Origin of the sequence: Pseudoalteromonas sp. PA2MD11 (genome assembly GCF_017808125.1) — a bacterium.
Classification (GTDB): domain Bacteria; phylum Pseudomonadota; class Gammaproteobacteria; order Enterobacterales; family Alteromonadaceae; genus Pseudoalteromonas; species Pseudoalteromonas simplex.
This window is the reverse complement of the sequence record NZ_JADKNF010000012.1, coordinates 101,348-118,536: the sequence shown is the minus strand read 5'-3', so window position 1 is coordinate 118,536 and position 17,189 is coordinate 101,348. Positions and strand designations below refer to the sequence as shown.

Below are 17,189 nucleotides of genomic sequence, written 5' to 3'. Positions count from 1 at the left end.
TTAGCAAATCTCTAGCACTCTGTTGTTATAACAAATAAAACCTTTAGCTAATGTAGTCAAAAAGGATCTCCACGTGTTTAAGCTCGCTCACAACGGCAACGTTTTATTAGATGTTCATGAAAACTCGCCTCCTAGTGCTGCGTTTATTATCGAAGCATTAGAAAAGTCACCATTTTGCGAATGCAGAGTGGATCATGAAGCTATCAATAAATTCTTCAAAAGTGACTCTAACGAGCGCATGCTTGTTGTTGCCTCTAAACATGATGCGAGCCTAGTTGTAACCCTAAGCGATGATAAAATGCTTGCTACAGGCGAACTTACTCTTGCTGAAGGCGGCAAAGTTATGACGCTTGATGAAGCTAAAAAGGAGCTTATCAGAGCGGGCGTTGCTCGCGGATACAAACAAGCTTTCTTGGAACAGCTATTACAACAACAGTTTGAGTTACCAGCAGGAGAAGTCGCTAAAGGCGTGCTAGCAAAAGGTCGCTTACCTATCGATGGCCAACCATCAAAACTAGTTTCTCAAGTTGAAACGCTCAAAGATCGCTTAAAAAAACCCAAATTGCGTGAAGATGGTACTGTCGATATGCGTGATTTTGGCAAGCTTGCCAGTGTCGAACCCGGCGTATTACTTATCAAGCAAATCCCTGCGACTCCGGGTAAAGAAGGCTTTACTGTTACCGGTGATGTATTACCAGCCAAGCCTGGTGAAAGTAATACTCTAGTTGCTGGTGAAGGTACCGAAATATCTAAAAATAATCCGCTTGAACTTATTTCAGCCATTGCAGGTGTTCCAGTAGATATCGCGAATGGCATGCGTGTTGATGATATTTTTACCATTGCCGATGTCAACGTAAAAACCGGCCATGTAGATTTTGAAGGTAGCGTCATTGTAACTCATAATGTTGAGCCGGGAATGCGTATTAATGCCAAAGGCGATATAACAGTTATGGGCACTGTAGAGTCTGGTCATTTATCTGCAGCTGGTGATATCACCATAAAACAAGGCGTAATTGGCCACCAACTCGAAGATAAAAAGTTATCATGTAATATCATCAGCCAAGGTGACATTCACTTATCACATGGTCAATACAGCTACCTTGAAGCAAACAATATCCTCATCGACCGACAAGCCAGCCATTGTGTAATGAAAGCCACTAAATTGTTGCAAGTCGGCCAAGAAGATAACCCCCAAGGAAAACTATTTGGCGGTGAAATTTTAGATGCTCAAATAGTTATTGCTGGCGAAATTGGCAATGAATCAGGCGCGAAGATGGTGATTAACTTAGCGGCTTCAGGTGCTGATGTAACAGCACAAACAGACCAATGCTTCAAAGATTTAGCACAAACAGATTCGCAACTTGATACCTTACAAGCGGCTATCGAAAAAGCGGATTTAGTAAAAGATGCAGAAAAGAAAAAAACTCTTCTGGCCAAAATAGGGGCCACACAAATGCACTATTGCGAGCAAGCTGAAATGCTTGAGAAAAAACTATCAAGTTTAGAGCATCATTTGCATGATTTACTTGAAGATGCGCAATTAGTCGTTAACAAAACATTGCACTCAGGGGTAGAAATACATATTTTTGAAAAAGTGCTACGTACAAACCGTAAGTACCCCCCTTGCAAGGTTAAGCTTGAAGAGAACAAGGTTGAGGTGGAGTTTAAAACCAGTTAATAAAAAAGAGGCTTTAAGCCTCTTTTTACCAGGGTCATTAATCTTAACTTAGAGAATTCCTTCCACTTGCTGTTTTAGCTGTTCAGGCCAAACACCAACTTGTACTTGCCCGATATGCTGTTTTTGTAACAGCAACATAGCGAGTCGTGATTGACCAATCCCACCACCAATTGTTTGCGGGAACTGCTTCGCAAGTAGCTGTTTATGCCAATCAAACTCTAAACGAGCTTGGTCACCTGTAATCGCTAATTGAGTAGCTAATGCATCAGGACTTACACGAATGCCCATTGAAGAGATTTCAAAGGCATCTTCTAGCACTGGGTTCCAAACTAAAATATCACCGTTTAAGCCAGCAAATTTACTACAGGTTTGGGTTGACCAATCGTCATAATCCGGTGCTCGTACGTCATGAATTTTGCCATCGGCAAGTGTGCCGCCTATACCAATTAAAAATACCGCACCGTATTCTTGTGCTACCGCTTTTTCACGTTGTTTTGCAGTAAAGTCAGGATACATCTGACGTAACTGTTCACTGTGTACAAAGGTGATTTGCTCTGGCAAAAATGGCGTTAAATCAAACTCGCTTGATACAAAGCGTTCGGTTGCTTTAATAGCCTGATAAAGTGATGTTACGGTTTCTTTTAGCTTGTCTAAGGTGCGCTCAGTACTCTCGCAAATTACTTTTTCCCAATCCCATTGGTCAACATACACCGAGTGAATTGGGCTTAAAGATTCTTCATCTGGGCGAAGCGCCTTCATATGCGTATAGAGCCCCTCACCTACCGAAAAATCGTAATCAGCCAAGGTTTTGCGTTTCCATTTAGCTAAAGAGTGCACTACTTCAAATTGGCTACCCGGAATTGTTTTCACTGCTACCGATACAGCATTTTCAGTACCGCTTAAGTTATCTTGAATACCATCGCCTACTTTTGCCAAGATCGGCGCTTGTACCTCAACTAATCCTAATTGTTGTTCTAATTGGCTTGAAAAAAACTGTTTTACTTTACTAATTTGCTGCTGTTGCTGCAGGTAGTGTGAACTCATAATAATTGGCCTCATTCCCAGTTATTGTTACTTGCTTGATTAGAGAAACCCGCTGCTTGGCCCCTCCTGTTAAAACAATCCTCAACCAAACAAACATAATTTTCAATAACCCGCAATAAAAAGAACTTAACATTGAAATTTTCATAAAAATAATGCTATAAATTTTACTGATTCAATAATTAACACTAATAAATACCATGGAAAATTATCAAATCGATAATCTCGATAAAAACATCCTTAATGCTTTAATGGAAAATGCGCGAACAGCGTATGCAGAACTTGCTAAACGCTTTGCAGTAAGTGCCGGAACTATTCATGTTCGAGTCGAAAAGATGAAACAAGCGGGAATTATTACAGGTACCCAAGTCAGTATTGATGCCAAACAGCTTGGTTACGATGTTTGCTGTTTTATTGGTATTAACCTCAACAATGCCCGTGATTACCCACAAACGTTACTGCATTTAAAAGAGCTAGAAGAAGTCGTAGAAGCCTATTACACCACGGGTAATTACAGTATATTTATCAAAGTGATGGCACGCTCAATTGATCATCTACAAGATGTGTTAATTAACAAAATACAAGCCATCGAAGCTATTCAATCAACAGAAACGCTGATCTCATTACAAAACCCAATTAGCCGTGCTGTTGTTCCCTAGGGTATAATCAGCGCCAATTAGAATCCGTCAACGAGCACACAACTATGGATACAACTCGCTTTGAGCGTGTTAAGCGCGTGTTAGATCGCCGCCAAACGGACCTAACGGTTTGTTTAGAAGAAGTACATAAGCATCATAATTTATCGGCCATTGCCCGCACAGCTGACGCGACAGGCTGCCATCATGTTCATGCTGTATGGCCAGAGAATCAAAAATGGTTAACTAACAATACTTCAGGTGGTAGTAAAAACTGGCTCGAAACTCACTTGCATCGCAATATCGATGAAGCCGTAGCCATGATGCGTGCGCAAAATCCTGATGTACAAATTTTAGCAACTCACCTCAGCGACGACGCAGTCGACTTTCGTGAAATTGATTACACCAAACCGACAGCTGTTATTGTTGGTCAAGAACGTGATGGTATTTCGCCGCGTGCCCTCGCTCATGCTGATAAAAACATCATCATCCCAATGCAAGGAATGGTGCAATCTCTTAATGTATCTGTTGCAGCAGCACTTATTTTATTTGAAGCACAGCGCCAACGTGAAGAAGCAGGCCTTTATAACCGCGATATGCTTGATGCGAAAGTTAAGCATCGTATTTTGTTTGAAGGCTGTCACCCTATCATTGCTGAACAATGCCGCGAAAAAGAGCTGCCGTACCCTGAGCTGGATGAAAATGGCGAAATTGTTGCTGATGAAACGTTCTGGAACATTTTAAAACACACGCAACCGCTTGAAGCCACTAACGAGTGCAAGTAAACTGAAAAAAGTCTACTAATTAATAATTTGAGTCACCTTTGAGTCATCCAAGCTTAGCGTTATACCCAATTACAGAATTAAAAGGCGTCGGCCCAAAAATGGCCGAGCGCCTAGCTAAGCTAAATATTCATACGGTACAAGACATGCTGTTTCATTTGCCTCATCGCTATGAAGACCGCACCCGCATTCACCCAATTTGCGAGCTGCAACCACATAGCCATGTTAGTGTTGAAGCCACCATTGAAACCAGCCAAATTACTTTTGGAAAAAGGCGCATGCTGGTTTGCCAAGTAAATGATGGCACGGGCCGTTTAACGCTCAGGTTTTTTAACTTTAGCGCGGCTCAAAAAAATGCCTTAAGTGCAGGTAAAATCATTCGTTGCTTTGGTGAGATCCGCCGTGGCAGAGTTGGCTTTGAAATGACACATCCGGAATACAGCTTATCGGATACCCCTTCTGAGCAACCAACTAATACCACGCTTACACCTGTTTATCCTGTTACCGAAGGGCTAAAACAGTTATCTATTCGTGCACTTAGCGATCAAGCACTTGCACTATTAACTAAATACCCTGTCGAAGAGTTACTGCCAGAACAGTTTCAGCCAACCGGAATGCGTTTAGCCGATGCACTTATGATCTTACATCGCCCACAAAACGATGTTGATTTAACTGCTCTTGAACAGGGTATGCATCCTGCTCAGCAACGGCTAGTGTTTGAAGAGCTGCTTGCGCAAAACTTAAGCCTTTTAAAGCTGCGCCAAAAAGGGCAAACGGTAAAAGCGGTTGCTTTAAAGCCTCATAACCAACTTGAGCAACAGTTTTTAGCTAATTTAGCTTTTAGCCCAACCAACGCGCAAAGTCGTGTGGTGGCAGAAATCAAAGGTGACTTACAACACCCGTTTCCGATGATGCGCCTAGTACAAGGCGATGTCGGCTCTGGTAAAACCTTAGTTGCAGCACTCAGTGCGCTCACAGCGATAAGCGAAGGCTACCAAGTCGCTTTAATGGCACCAACAGAGATTTTATCAGAGCAACATGGTATCAACTTTAGCCAATGGTTTAATCAACTCGGTGTTGAAGTTGCCTGGTTAGGAGGCAAAAGTAAGGGTAAAGAGCGCACAGCGACTTTGGAAAAAATCGCCTCTGGGGAAGCACAAATGATTGTTGGCACCCATGCATTATTCCAAGAACAGGTTGAGTTTAATAATCTCGTTTTAATTATCATAGATGAGCAACACCGCTTTGGTGTTCATCAGCGTTTATCACTGCGTGAAAAAGGTCGCTTTGGTGATTGCTACCCACACCAATTAGTGATGACTGCAACCCCTATCCCGCGAACCTTAGCAATGACAGCCTACGCTGATTTAGAAACCTCAGTGATTGATGAGTTACCACCCGGTAGAACGCCTATTACAACAGTGGCGATTCCTGATGCACGCCGAGACGAAATCATTCAACGTGTGAGAACAGCATGCTCAGAGCAAGGTCGTCAAGTGTATTGGGTTTGCACCCTGATTGATGAATCTGAAGTGCTGCAATGCCAAGCTGCCGAGGATAGCGCCGAGCAATTAAAAGCAGCACTGCCAGAGCTAAACGTTGGCTTGGTGCATGGCCGGATGAAAGCCGCCGAAAAGCAAGCCATTATGAGTGAGTTTAAAGCAGGTAATATTCATGTACTGGTTGCCACAACGGTGATTGAAGTGGGTGTTGATGTGCCTAATGCGAGCCTTATTATTATTGAAAACCCTGAACGGTTAGGGCTTGCACAACTTCACCAGCTACGCGGCCGTGTTGGTCGTGGGGCAACGGCATCACACTGTGTTTTACTTTATCACGCGCCATTATCAGCCACAGCGCAAAAACGCTTAGGTGTGCTGCGTGAAAGTAATGATGGTTTTGTGATTGCTGAGCGAGATCTCGAAATTCGTGGCCCAGGTGAAGTACTTGGCACCAAACAAACAGGCTTAGCTGAATTCAAAATCGCCGACCTAAACCGCGATAAACAAACACTCAATCATGTCAGACCCATCGCTTTCAAAATATTGAATGACTACCCAGAACTTACCGATAAATTGATTCAACGCTGGCTTGCAGGCAAATCAAACTACGCACAAGCTTAAAGCTAACTTCAGTATAATTTTGTTGTTCAATAAAAAAGCCCAGCTAATTAGCTGGGCTCACAAGTAAGGGAGTGTTCACTTAGAATTTGTATTCAATACCAACACCTAGGTAATCTTGGTCAACTTGATTGTCTGTATCAAACGTTGAGTAGAAACCAAATACTTTGGTGTTTTTGTTTAGCTTGTGATCAACACCTGCAGAAATAGCTGTTTTCTTATCGCCTTCATCAAAGTCAATTACTTGGTACTGTACTTTGAACGTGTTGCTATTCATTTGGTAAGCAGCATTTACTAAGTAACCATCAGCTTCTGCACTACCATCCACTTTTTCTTGTGTTTGGTACATAGCACCTAGTTTGAAGTCACCTAGTTTACCTTGTACTGTTGCACGAACAATGTCGTAACCTTTTACTTCGCTGTCAGCTGCAACTGATGCATAAAGTTTGCTTTCTTTAAGTTTTGCATCGCCGTAAGTTAACGCTACTGAGTACCCGTTATCAGCATCTACATCATCTTCAGCTACATAAGTTGCTAATACTTTGAAGCCACTGAAGTCTTTAGAAGCATAAGAAATGGTGTCGCCTAAACGGTTTTCTCCTTTAAATACGTTCTTGATATCGCCTTCAAGGTCATTGAATAAATCAACTTTACCTTGAGATTGCTTCATTGCTGTATCGTTACGACCGATAACAACTTGACCAAAGCTACCTTTCACACCCACGTATTGATTACGCGCAGTGATGTTATCGTCATTGTCGCCTTTTGAATCAGCGTCAGATACGTCTACACCAAACTCAAATTTATAAACCGCTTCTAAGCCTTCAGAAATTTTTTCTGAACCTTTTAAGCCAAAACGTGAGTTATTGCTTTTAATTTCAGTGAAAGACCCTTCGCCATCATCTGATGATTGAACAGTCACGTTTGCTTTACCATATACATCTACATCAGCTAGTGCAGAAAAAGATAAACCACCAAATAAAGCTAGGAATAAGCTAGACTTTGCAAATTTCATGTCGTTTCCTCAATAATCGCAACAAAAAACACATGTTGTGTTTCAATGCGCGCAGTGTGACAGTAAAAAATGACAGAAAGATGACAGTTGAAATAAAAGCGTCAATTTAGCTTCATAAAATGTAATTAATTTTGAAATAAAAACGTAACTCACTGTTGTAAAATTAAATTTTTATGAAAGCTAAATTAAATTAATTTTAAGCTTTTATTTGGAGCTCAGTTAATAAAGTGACTAACTTCTCTAACAGAGGGGTTTGCTCGTTGTCTCTGTGGTAAGCAACAAACACATCACGCGATGTATGCGCAACATCTTCAACATGATAAAGCTCACCAGATTTAAGCTGCTCTTCAACTAATAACTGAGGAATAAAGGCACTGCCGCCGCACTTCAAAATTAAATCAAGCGCAATACGGCCCGTACTGGTTCTAAAATATGGAGGGGCGTGGCCGTTAAACTCACGAGCATGCCATAAAGAAAAGGTGGTACCCCAATCAACATACACATATTGATTATCGAAAAAGTTTTCACTATTTGCTGTTTCAAACGCGCTCACAGGAATAATAGGTAGCTCACAAATTCGCTGTACAACCAGTTCATCTACTTTAGGGGGATCGAACAACACAGCTAAATCTAGAGTACGCTCCAATAATAAGCGAGTACTCTCTTGCTGTGCTTTGACTTCGGCAACTAACGACACACCCGGCATAGCAGAAACAATATTAGTAATACCAAACTGTAAAAATGCATCCCAAATATTAGGTGTTCCTGCTAAGCTAATTTGCTTATGCATATTATCTGCAAGTGCCACATCAACTTTTGCGCGCTGCATACCCGTAATGATCATTTGTGCATGTGGCAGTAATCGCTCACCGGGCGCCGTTAACTGTATGTTGTTACGTTGGCGAATAAATAAGTTAACGCCTAAACCTTGCTCTAATTGTCGGATCCGAAAACTCACAGCAGACTGTGTAATATATAAATTTTCAGCTGCCTTACCGAAATGGCGCGTACGGACCACTTCAACAAAAGTCTTCAATAAATCGATATCCATTTTTTACCCTTACGATAAAAATAATTTGTTTAATAAAATCGACAACTTGATCCATACTCCAGCAAGAAATTAGGGCATGAGGATAAAGCCATGAGCAATGACATTTCATCACTTCGTCAGGCATTTGCAAGCCAACGTCAATTCTATGATGATCAAAATTTCCCACGCGGTTTTGGTCGTAGTGGTCACTTCACTTTGCTAGAAGCCGACATTCTCGAGCAGCATGGTGTTGTTCTAAAAGGTTTATACAACAAAACCCTAGAACCACAAAATGAATTTCAAACTCAATTTGTTCAAGTTGTCACCGGCAATCTTGAAGCGACCAATGCAATTGAACGTGCTTGGGTCAAATACCTAAAGCAAACCACTTGCAAAACGAAATTTCATACATTGTTTGGACGTTCCCGTATTGTAAACCCAACAACACAAAGCGTTGAATATTATTCTGAGTCAGACAGCTTATAACGATTTGCTTTTTTAGGCTTTTAAGGTTAAAACTTGTAGTAACTATTGCTTCGCCAAAAAGTTATAACAAGGCAAACCGTGACTAGAAGAATATTAATAATTGAAGATACGCCAACGATTGCGCGAGTGCAAAAGCATATCGCGCAAAAAGTTGGTTATGAAGCCGATATTGCAGGCTCGTTGGCTGAAGCAAAAAAGTTAGTTGAAGAGCACTCTTATTTTTGCTCGGTAGTAGACTTTATTCTACCTGATGCACCAAAAGGCGAAGCAGTTCCTTTTACTATCGCCTCTGATATTCCTACAATTGTCATGACGGGAAACCTAGATGAGACAACGCGTAATATTGTCGAAAAGCACCCAATAATTGACTACATTACTAAAGAAAATAAACAAGCTTATCAGTATCTGGAAAAACAACTCGCTCGCTTGCCTCGAAATGAACAAGTGCAAGTTCTTGTCGTTGATGATTCAGCGGCAACTCGCCACCATATTTGTAACTTATTAACTCGTCACAAATACCAAACCATTGAAGCTGTTGATGGTGTCGACGCTTTAAAAGTACTGGCTGAAAACCCAAAAATATCGGTGATCATTACCGATAACGAAATGCCAAACATGAATGGGGATGAGCTTTGTGTTGAAATTCGTCGTTTATATTCCAATGATGAAAAAGCCATAATCGGCATTTCTGCACTCGATACTCTGCACTTATCAACGCGCTTTTTAAAATCTGGTGCAGACGATTACCTTCGCAAGCCATTTAATAATGAAGAATTCTATTGCCGGCTAAGTCAAAACGTCGACATGCTTGAAAACATTAAAACGATTCGTTTACAGGCAAACACTGATTACCTCACTAAGCTGCCTAATCGCCGCTATTTCTTTGGTGAAGCAAACAGCCACCTCAAAGCTGCAAAACTGGCAGAAAACTCTGTCTCTTTAGCTATGATCGATATTGACCACTTTAAATCAATAAATGATAACTATGGTCATGATGCCGGTGATGAAGTGCTTAAAGGCCTATCGCAATGTATGGCAAAGTATTTTAAAAATAATTTAGTTGGCCGCTTTGGTGGTGAAGAGTTTGCAGTATATTTTGCTGATCAAGACCGACATGAATCGTTACAGCGTTTAGAAAAATTCCGCTTATTTGTTGAAAAGCACAGCCCTGAATTTAGCAAAGACCGTATCAAGTTTACGCTGTCGATTGGTTTTCATAATGGGCCTATTTATAGTTTAGATGAACTAATAAAACAGGCCGATCTAAAGCTTTATCAAGCAAAAGAGTCTGGGCGCAACAAGCTAATAAGCTAAGCCTATACAGGCTTAGTCACTGCCTCTAATTTCGCTTTGCGTTGCTTACGACTTTGGCGGTACGAATCCCAACTGAATAACGCCAAAGCGCTCCAAATACAGGCAAAGGTCACCACACGCTCAGCATCAAATACCTCACCATAAAAAGCCACGGCAAGCATAAACATTAAACTTGGACCAATGTACTGAAAAAAGCCTAATGTGCTGTACTGAAGGCGTTTTGCTGCACCGGTAAAACACAACAGTGGTAAAGTTGTCACCACTCCTGCACTAATCAGTAACACGTTAATATGCCAATCATTTGCAGTTAAATCAGAGCTTGGCGAAGGCGCCATAAACCACCAATAAATAAGTGCAACAGGTAATAAAATAAGTGCTTCGAGCAATAACCCTGGTAATGATTCAATCGGCAGCTTTTTGCGTAAAAGACCATAAATAGCAAACGAGCCAGCTAGCGAAAAAGCAACCACAGGAAATGATCCAAAGCTCACTAATTGAAGCAGCACACCACAAAGCGCGAGGCCTACAGCAACGCCTTGCCATTTACGCAGCCGCTCACCTAAAAACAACATACCAAGCAACACATTTAGTAGTGGGTTGATGTAATAACCTAAACTAGCATCGAGCATATGATTATTGTTCACCGCCCAAATAAATAAGCCCCAATTAAAGCCAAGTAAACTTGCAGTTATTACCAACATCAAGAGTAATTTAGGCTGCCCAAGCACGACACGAATACGCTGCCACTGATGACGAGCTGCAATAATAAGAAGTAAAAACAACACCGACCAAATAACACGATGCATTAAGATTTCAAAAGCAGAAACCTGCTGTAATAACTTAAAATAAATGGGCGCGAGACCCCACATAAAAAAGGCTAAACAAGCGAAAATGACGCCTTTTCGCTGCTCAATGTTGGTAGGCATAAGTTTGGCTTTATAGTTTAAAAACGCTATTTTACGCCCCCTAAGCAGTGACGCAACCAAAACGCGCTAAATAAACCCATGTATTTACTTCTTAAAAGGGACTGCCATTGTTGCAAAGTAACGCCTTGATATTAAGCTCCTGTGAAACGCTGAATTCTGCATTTTGAGGTAGTTTGGGTATATTGCTAAAGACATCGCTATAAAAAACCACTAAAATGCTCGGCGATGAATACCAATACCGCAATGCCCAACACACCCGTTCGATCACCACAAGCCGTACTCAAACAAGTGTTTGGTTACAAGGACTTTCGTGATGGCCAAGAAGCGATTATAGCCGCAGCGCTAGACGGCCAAGACTCGCTTGTACTTTTACCAACGGGTGGAGGAAAATCATTATGCTATCAAGTACCTGCTTTGATCCTCGATGGTGTTACTGTGGTTATCTCGCCGCTTATTTCCTTGATGCAAGACCAAGTTGCCCAACTAAGGGCGCTCGGCGTGCAAGCGGCCTACATCAATAACAGCCTGCCTTTTGAAGAGCAACAAGCTGTCTACCAGCAATTACACTACGGCCAAATTAAGCTGTTATATGTTGCACCAGAAAAAGTACTACAACACGAATTTTTAGAGCGTTTGAGTCATCTTAAACTCGCACTTTTTGCAATTGATGAAGCTCACTGTGTGTCGCATTGGGGTCATGACTTTAGGCCGCATTACTGTCGGCTCAACGAGTTAAAGCAACGCTTTATGCATGTACCTATGATGGCGCTTACAGCAACGGCTGATAAAGCAACCCGTTACGATATTATTGAACAGCTTCAGCTTAACCACCCTTACGTGCACACTGGTAGCTTCGATAGACCTAACATTCGTTACACCATAGAAGAAAAATTCAAACCTATGGTGCAACTGCTTCGATATTTAAAAGAACAGCAAAATCAAAGCGGCATTATTTATTGCACCAGCCGTAAGCGAGTTGATGATGTAGCCGAAAAACTTGCTGATGCTGGGTTCAATGCTGCCGCCTACCATGCAGGTATGAGCAATGAACAACGCCAATTTGTGCAATCGGGCTTTGCCCGTGACGATATTCAAATTGTGGTTGCGACCGTTGCCTTTGGCATGGGGATTAATAAACCAAACGTACGTTTTGTGGTGCATTACGATATTCCAAAAAGCATTGAGGCTTACTACCAAGAGACCGGTCGTGCAGGTCGTGATGGTCTGGCTGCAGAAGCGATAATGTATTTTGATCCGGCCGATATTGGTCGCGTACGCCGCTTTTTTGAAGATATTGAAGACGAGCAACGGCGTCGTGTTGAAGAGCAACGCTTTAATGCTATGGCCAGCTTTGCCGAAGCACAAACATGCCGCAGACAAATTTTGCTAAATTACTTTAGTGAATATAAGCGCGAAACCTGTGGTAACTGTGATATTTGCTTAAACCCACCGACTAGCTTTGATGGCACACTTGTCGCGCAACAAGCTCTCTCGTGTGTGTATCGTGCAGAACAACGTTTTGGTATTGGCTATATTGTTGAGTTACTGCGTGGCGCAAATACTAGCCGTATTCGTGATAACAATCACCACCAGCTAAGCACCTATGGCATAGGAAAAGAGCATAGTGTGGAGTTCTGGCTGAGTATTTTAAGGCAGCTTATCCATCAAGGGTTATTAAGCCAAGATATTACCCAAGGCTCTTCATTACGCTTAACCGAAGCCGCCCGTGCGGTGCTTAAAAGTGAGTATGCACTGCAACTTGCTGAACCTCGCCTACAAGCTAAGCACGTTTACCAAGATAAACTTGCTCAGTTTAATTACGATAAAAAGCTGTTTGCAAAATTACGTGCCTTACGTAAAGAGTTGGCAGATGCTGATGATGTACCACCTTATGTGGTATTCAATGATAAAACCCTCGCTGAAATGGCGCAGTTAATGCCAACCAACGACAGTGAGTTTTTAAAAGTGTCGGGTGTTGGTTTCACTAAGCTCAATAAGTACGGCGCACCGTTTTTAAATACCATTCGCGACTATCTTGCCGCTAATTAGGACTGATATGACTGAACTAAGCTATGATACTGAGCATGAAATCATTCTCATAACGTCAAGTGAGCTTCCACACGACGAAGACTTTGAACTTTGGGCAACCCTTTTCTTACACGCTCCAGCAATAACAACCGCCGACTTTGATGCTGGCGCTGATCGTCATCAATTACGCTTTCACTTTACAGATCATAGTTTTAATCTAAACTTTGAACATTACAGTGAAAGTATTTGGATTAATGCTGAAGGCATTGAGGCCAGTGCAGTTTTACCGCAACTTTATCAATATTTAGTCATGCAATTACAATAATAAGCTAGACTTTTTTCCACGCTTAGTATGTAGTAGTTGCACAGGACATACTCAACTAAGGGTGTAAATGGGATTTAAGCAGTCGCACTTTGTTGCTAGGCTAATAGCACTATTACCAATCTGCATAGCAGCCAATGTTCATGCAGAGCAGCTATTAACTGACGATAATAATTATTGTCAAAACCAGCGCACGCTTAAATCGCAAGATAATAACTTACGCCGCCAACTCGATGCAGATAATCCACTTCCCGATGCTGCTAATAACCGTAAAATAGTCGCCATTGAACTTGAACAGCTAAACGTCTTTAACACTGAGCTAGAAGAAGAAAATAACTTTTTATTCCGCTTTGCCAATCGCGCTCACATGACGACTGAGCCAGAGGTAATACACAGCGTTTTATTGTTCGAAGAAGGTGATGTTTACAATCCACGTAAATTACTAGAGTCAGAGCGGTTACTGCGTAAACAAGGCTATTTATATGATGCACGTATCAACGCAAAGCTCGATTGTGATGGCAACGTCCATGTAAAAGTAATTACGCGCGATCTGTGGACTTTATTACCAGAAATAAGCTTTAGCCGTAGCGGCGGTGAGAATGAGTCGAGTATCGGCTTTCGCGAGTCAAACTTTTTAGGTTGGGGTAAACGAGTGTCATTTAGCCGCACCCGTGATGCTGATCGCACAGGTTACCTATTTGTGTATGACGATCCACATATATTCTCTAGCCGTTATCAAGGCCGTTTAGAATACTCAGACAACGATGACGGTAAACGTCATTATCTCGATGTAAGCTATCCGTTTTTCTCGATTGATACGCCCTACAGCTACGGTGTGACAAGTTACTCTGATCAACGCCGAGAGTCACTTTACTATCGCGGCGATGTAGTTAGCGAATTTGAGCAAAAGACCATTTTAAACCGTGCTTACTTTGGTCACTCATCACAACTTGGCAATAGCTGGACTCAGCGTATCAAACTCGGGGTAGAAAATCGTAAAGATACTTTCAAGGCCATATCATTAACGAATTTACCTATCGCTGAAGATAGAACGCTGAGTTACCCTTACGTTAGTGGTCAATGGTTTGAAGATCACTACGTTAAGGTTAGAAACTTCGATAGCATCTACCGTACTGAAGATTTAAACCTTGGTTGGAATATCCACGCCTTTCTCGGTTATTCGAGTAAAGACTTTAGCGACGATGCCAGCCGTACTATTTATTCGTTATCTTTATCAAAGGCGCATTACTCTGGAGACAACCAATTGTGGCGCTTTAAAGCAGACCTTGATGGCTACTGGAATGAAGAAACCGATGACGTAGAAAACCTGTTTGCCAGCACGCAGTTACAGTATTACCTCAATACCACACTAAGACAAAGCTGGTATGCCAAAGCCCGCCTACAATATGCAGAAAATCTCACTGCTGATAAGCAACTCACGATTGGTGGGGAGAATGGCCTGCGTGGATACCCGCTTGACTACCAAGTAGGCGACCGCAGCTTTTTAGTGACTTTAGAGAAGCGCTACTACTGGGAATATGACTTACTGCAATTGTTTAAAGTGGGTGGTGCTGCGTTTTATGATATTGGTAGAGCGTGGTATAACGACAAAGATAATGGTGCCAATGGTAACGTGCTACAAAATGTGGGTGTGGGCCTTCGCTTAGCGCCAAGCCGTGCCAATGCCGGTACGGTAATTCACCTAGATATTGCCGCACCAATTAACAAACAAGATGATGATATCGACTCTGTGCAGTGGCTAGTAACGGTTAAAAATACCTTTTAAAGTAGTGTTATTGTTTAGCTAAAAAGCTAAAATCGAAACGTAAAATATTAACTTAGGAACCCTTTTGGACTTCGTCGAATTCTTTAACGAGCAATATCATTTAATCGTGACTGTTATCGCGGTTTTGCTTTACCCGCTGCTTCGTAAAACCACCAAAAAACTGTTGTTAAAAGCAATTAAAGGCAAAGCTGATCCGCATCGTGAATACCGTGCTGAGCTGTTGCTCAATATCATTCTTGCCATTGTCATGCTGTGTTTAGTATTGGTTTTTTGGGGTATAGAGCTACGCGGCTTACTAGTACTTGGCTCATCCATTTTTGCCATGCTGGGTGTCGCGCTTTTTGCAGCCTGGTCGTTACTAAGTAACCTAACAGCCTTCTTGCTGATGTTTATTCAAAACGACTGCCGCGTTGGCTTTTGGGTGAGAGTAATTGACGGTGCAAACTTCTTAGAAGGCCGCATTATCGAAATGGGACTAATGAACGTGGTACTTGAACACGTTGATGGTCACAAAGTGATTTACCCAAACAACATCTTTGTTACCCGCCCTGTGATGGTCCTAAAAAACCCACCTACAGCAACCAAAGCGCCAACCATAAAACGTATTTTAGGTCCAAAAAAGTAACGACTTAAAGTTAACGAGATGCTTGCTAAAGAGGTGTTTTTTTTCTGCTTCCATAGGCGATTAATATAAAACTAAATAAAATGACTAAAGGGTGAAATAACACAATGTGAACAACACTTTGCTCAGTAAAAAAGCCGTGCATAAGTGAAATAGCAAACGTGCATAAGCCTGTATAAAATAGAAAAATTTTCATCTTTGATCCTTTAGTCATTCTTACGACAATTAAGTAAGTAAAAAAACTATAAACCTTGTACTTGCTCTAAGGTCAAGTATTAGATGGGGACAGGCGGATACAAAAAAGCCAAACAGGTAGTTTGGCTTTTTGAATTACAGAATAGGGTATTAGTTATTTAATTCTGCGGTTTTTAACTCGTCTTCAATATCACTTATTTCATCAATAAAGTTTTCGAGCTGTTGTTCAACTAAGCTGTTTGCGTGAGCAAAGTAAGCAAGATGGAATACAGCATCCCCCTCGTTTACCAGCGGCATGGTTTGTTGACCAATGACAATACCGCTGCGTGGCGCTAGTAACTCAAGCTCAGCATCACCAAGAGGGCTGCTAATATAAGCGAGAACCTGCCCTTTCATTACTCGCTCACCGAGTGACACTTGTGCACGAACAATACCGTCAACTTCAGCGCGTACCCAACTCGTCGAGCTTGCAATAATCGGCTCTGGTAGCTTTTTAGCACGTTTGCCACGCACCATTTTTAAATGGCGCATGACATAGTCAACACCTTGCACACCAGCTGCAATGGCTATTGGGTCAAAGCGTAGCGCTTCGCCGGCTTCATAGGTAATAACGGGTATTCCTAAATTGGCTGCTTCACTGCGCAATGAGCCATTACGAAGTGACGCGTCAATCACCGCTGGAGTACCAAACGCTTTTGCCATAGCCGCCGTTGCAGGGTCGCTCAAATTGGCACGAATTTGTGGCAAGTTAGTTCGGTGAATTGCACCTGTGTGCAAATCAATAATATGCGTACAATGCATTGCCACCTGAGTAAAAAACGCATTCGCCATTCGCCCTGCTAACGAGCCTCGTGTTGAGCCCGGAAAACTGCGGTTCATGTCACGGCGGTCTGGTAAATAGCGTGACTTGTGAATAAAGCCAAACACATTCACAATCGGTACCGCAATAATAGTACCGCGCAATTGCTCTGGATCGATTTTAGCAAGCAACTGCCTAACAACCTCAACACCATTGAGCTCATCACCGTGAATTGCAGCACATACCATTAATACAGGCCCTTGCTGCACACCATTGACGACTTCAATTGGAATATTTAACGGCGAGTGGGTGTAAAGCTTGGCAGCTTCAATCGCAAATGTTTTACGTTCGCCAACACCCACCGTATCGCCTAAAATTGAAAACGGTGTATTTTTCTTAACCTTAGCCAC

The 17,189-nt window shown here is 42.0% G+C and carries 15 protein-coding genes; 10 read left to right on the top strand and 5 right to left on the bottom strand.

Annotation, left to right across the window (positions count from 1 at the left end; genetic code table 11):
- The first annotated feature begins 73 nt into the window (after positions 1-73).
- Positions 74-1,678 (top strand): DUF342 domain-containing protein, encoded by a 1,605-nt coding sequence (locus ISP07_RS14005; protein ID WP_054554222.1) that lies wholly within the window; start codon positions 74-76, stop codon positions 1,676-1,678.
- 48 nt (positions 1,679-1,726) lie between these two features.
- Here the strand turns inward: ISP07_RS14005 and asnA are convergent, their stop codons facing one another.
- A complete protein-coding gene (gene asnA / locus ISP07_RS14000) occupies positions 1,727-2,722 on the bottom strand; it encodes an aspartate--ammonia ligase (RefSeq protein WP_166339519.1) in 996 nt (331 codons plus the stop codon).
- A gap of 197 nt (positions 2,723-2,919) precedes the next feature.
- On the opposite strand from asnA, the gene asnC reads away from it, so the two are divergent.
- Genes asnC through recG form a run of 3 tightly spaced genes read left to right on the top strand, consistent with a single transcriptional unit; the run spans position 2,920 to position 6,259 of the window.
- Positions 2,920-3,378, top strand: a complete 459-nt coding sequence (gene asnC / locus ISP07_RS13995) for a transcriptional regulator AsnC (protein ID WP_054554220.1) — start codon at positions 2,920-2,922, stop codon at positions 3,376-3,378.
- 44 nt (positions 3,379-3,422) lie between these two features.
- Positions 3,423-4,139, top strand: a complete 717-nt coding sequence (gene trmH / locus ISP07_RS13990) for a tRNA (guanosine(18)-2'-O)-methyltransferase TrmH (RefSeq protein ID WP_054554219.1) — start codon at positions 3,423-3,425, stop codon at positions 4,137-4,139.
- Between the two features lie 38 nt (positions 4,140-4,177).
- Positions 4,178-6,259 (top strand): ATP-dependent DNA helicase RecG, encoded by a 2,082-nt coding sequence (gene recG, locus ISP07_RS13985; RefSeq protein ID WP_209327954.1) that lies wholly within the window; start codon positions 4,178-4,180, stop codon positions 6,257-6,259.
- A gap of 79 nt (positions 6,260-6,338) precedes the next feature.
- On the opposite strand, the gene ISP07_RS13980 is transcribed toward recG, so the two are convergent.
- Positions 6,339-7,271, bottom strand: coding sequence for a porin (locus ISP07_RS13980; protein ID WP_138601117.1), 933 nt, complete (start codon positions 7,269-7,271; stop codon positions 6,339-6,341).
- A 196-nt stretch (positions 7,272-7,467) separates the two neighbouring features.
- On the bottom strand, positions 7,468-8,322 hold the full coding sequence (locus ISP07_RS13975; RefSeq protein WP_054554216.1) for a LysR family transcriptional regulator: 855 nt from the start codon (positions 8,320-8,322) through the stop codon (positions 7,468-7,470).
- 90 nt (positions 8,323-8,412) lie between these two features.
- Between ISP07_RS13975 and ISP07_RS13970 the strand changes: the two genes are divergently transcribed.
- The gene (locus ISP07_RS13970; protein ID WP_209327953.1) at positions 8,413-8,787 is read left to right on the top strand and encodes a DUF413 domain-containing protein; all 375 of its coding nucleotides are present in this window, start codon (positions 8,413-8,415) and stop codon (positions 8,785-8,787) included.
- Between the two features lie 78 nt (positions 8,788-8,865).
- Positions 8,866-10,101: a diguanylate cyclase gene (locus ISP07_RS13965; RefSeq protein ID WP_209327952.1), complete on the top strand. Its 1,236-nt coding sequence runs from the start codon at positions 8,866-8,868 to the stop codon at positions 10,099-10,101.
- Between the two features lie 2 nt (positions 10,102-10,103).
- Here ISP07_RS13965 and rarD read toward each other — a convergent pair whose 3' ends face one another.
- Complete coding sequence (gene rarD, locus ISP07_RS13960; protein ID WP_209327951.1) at positions 10,104-11,027, bottom strand: EamA family transporter RarD; 924 nt, start codon at positions 11,025-11,027, stop codon at positions 10,104-10,106.
- Between the two features lie 225 nt (positions 11,028-11,252).
- On the opposite strand from rarD, the gene recQ reads away from it, so the two are divergent.
- The 4 genes from recQ (at position 11,253) to ISP07_RS13940 (ending at position 15,788) form a co-directional block, all read left to right on the top strand.
- Positions 11,253-13,076 (top strand): DNA helicase RecQ, encoded by a 1,824-nt coding sequence (gene recQ / locus ISP07_RS13955; RefSeq protein ID WP_209327950.1) that lies wholly within the window; start codon positions 11,253-11,255, stop codon positions 13,074-13,076.
- A gap of 7 nt (positions 13,077-13,083) precedes the next feature.
- The gene (locus ISP07_RS13950; RefSeq protein ID WP_209327949.1) at positions 13,084-13,380 is read left to right on the top strand and encodes a DUF3630 family protein; all 297 of its coding nucleotides are present in this window, start codon (positions 13,084-13,086) and stop codon (positions 13,378-13,380) included.
- A gap of 67 nt (positions 13,381-13,447) precedes the next feature.
- On the top strand, positions 13,448-15,163 hold the full coding sequence (locus ISP07_RS13945) for a BamA/TamA family outer membrane protein (protein ID WP_209327948.1): 1,716 nt from the start codon (positions 13,448-13,450) through the stop codon (positions 15,161-15,163).
- Between the two features lie 64 nt (positions 15,164-15,227).
- Positions 15,228-15,788 carry a mechanosensitive ion channel domain-containing protein gene (locus tag ISP07_RS13940; protein ID WP_095209703.1) on the top strand — a complete coding sequence of 187 codons (561 nt, stop codon included), beginning with the start codon at positions 15,228-15,230 and terminating at the stop codon, positions 15,786-15,788.
- A gap of 342 nt (positions 15,789-16,130) precedes the next feature.
- Here the strand turns inward: ISP07_RS13940 and ISP07_RS13935 are convergent, their stop codons facing one another.
- A complete protein-coding gene (locus ISP07_RS13935) occupies positions 16,131-17,189 on the bottom strand; it encodes a succinylglutamate desuccinylase/aspartoacylase family protein (RefSeq protein WP_138601134.1) in 1,059 nt (352 codons plus the stop codon).

Excerpts from the sequence above, each read along its gene's own strand:
- asnA (WP_166339519.1), bottom strand. The coding sequence starts at position 2,722 with ATGAGTTCACACTACCTGCAGCAACAGCAGCAAATTAGTAAAGTAAAA.
- asnC (WP_054554220.1), top strand. The coding sequence starts at position 2,920 with ATGGAAAATTATCAAATCGATAATCTCGATAAAAACATCCTTAATGCT.
- trmH (WP_054554219.1), top strand. The coding sequence starts at position 3,423 with ATGGATACAACTCGCTTTGAGCGTGTTAAGCGCGTGTTAGATCGCCGC.
- ISP07_RS13980 (WP_138601117.1), bottom strand. The coding sequence starts at position 7,271 with ATGAAATTTGCAAAGTCTAGCTTATTCCTAGCTTTATTTGGTGGTTTA.
- ISP07_RS13975 (WP_054554216.1), bottom strand. The coding sequence starts at position 8,322 with ATGGATATCGATTTATTGAAGACTTTTGTTGAAGTGGTCCGTACGCGC.
- ISP07_RS13970 (WP_209327953.1), top strand. The coding sequence starts at position 8,413 with ATGAGCAATGACATTTCATCACTTCGTCAGGCATTTGCAAGCCAACGT.
- rarD (WP_209327951.1), bottom strand. The coding sequence starts at position 11,027 with ATGCCTACCAACATTGAGCAGCGAAAAGGCGTCATTTTCGCTTGTTTA.
- recQ (WP_209327950.1), top strand. The coding sequence starts at position 11,253 with ATGAATACCAATACCGCAATGCCCAACACACCCGTTCGATCACCACAA.
- ISP07_RS13950 (WP_209327949.1), top strand. The coding sequence starts at position 13,084 with ATGACTGAACTAAGCTATGATACTGAGCATGAAATCATTCTCATAACG.
- ISP07_RS13945 (WP_209327948.1), top strand. The coding sequence starts at position 13,448 with ATGGGATTTAAGCAGTCGCACTTTGTTGCTAGGCTAATAGCACTATTA.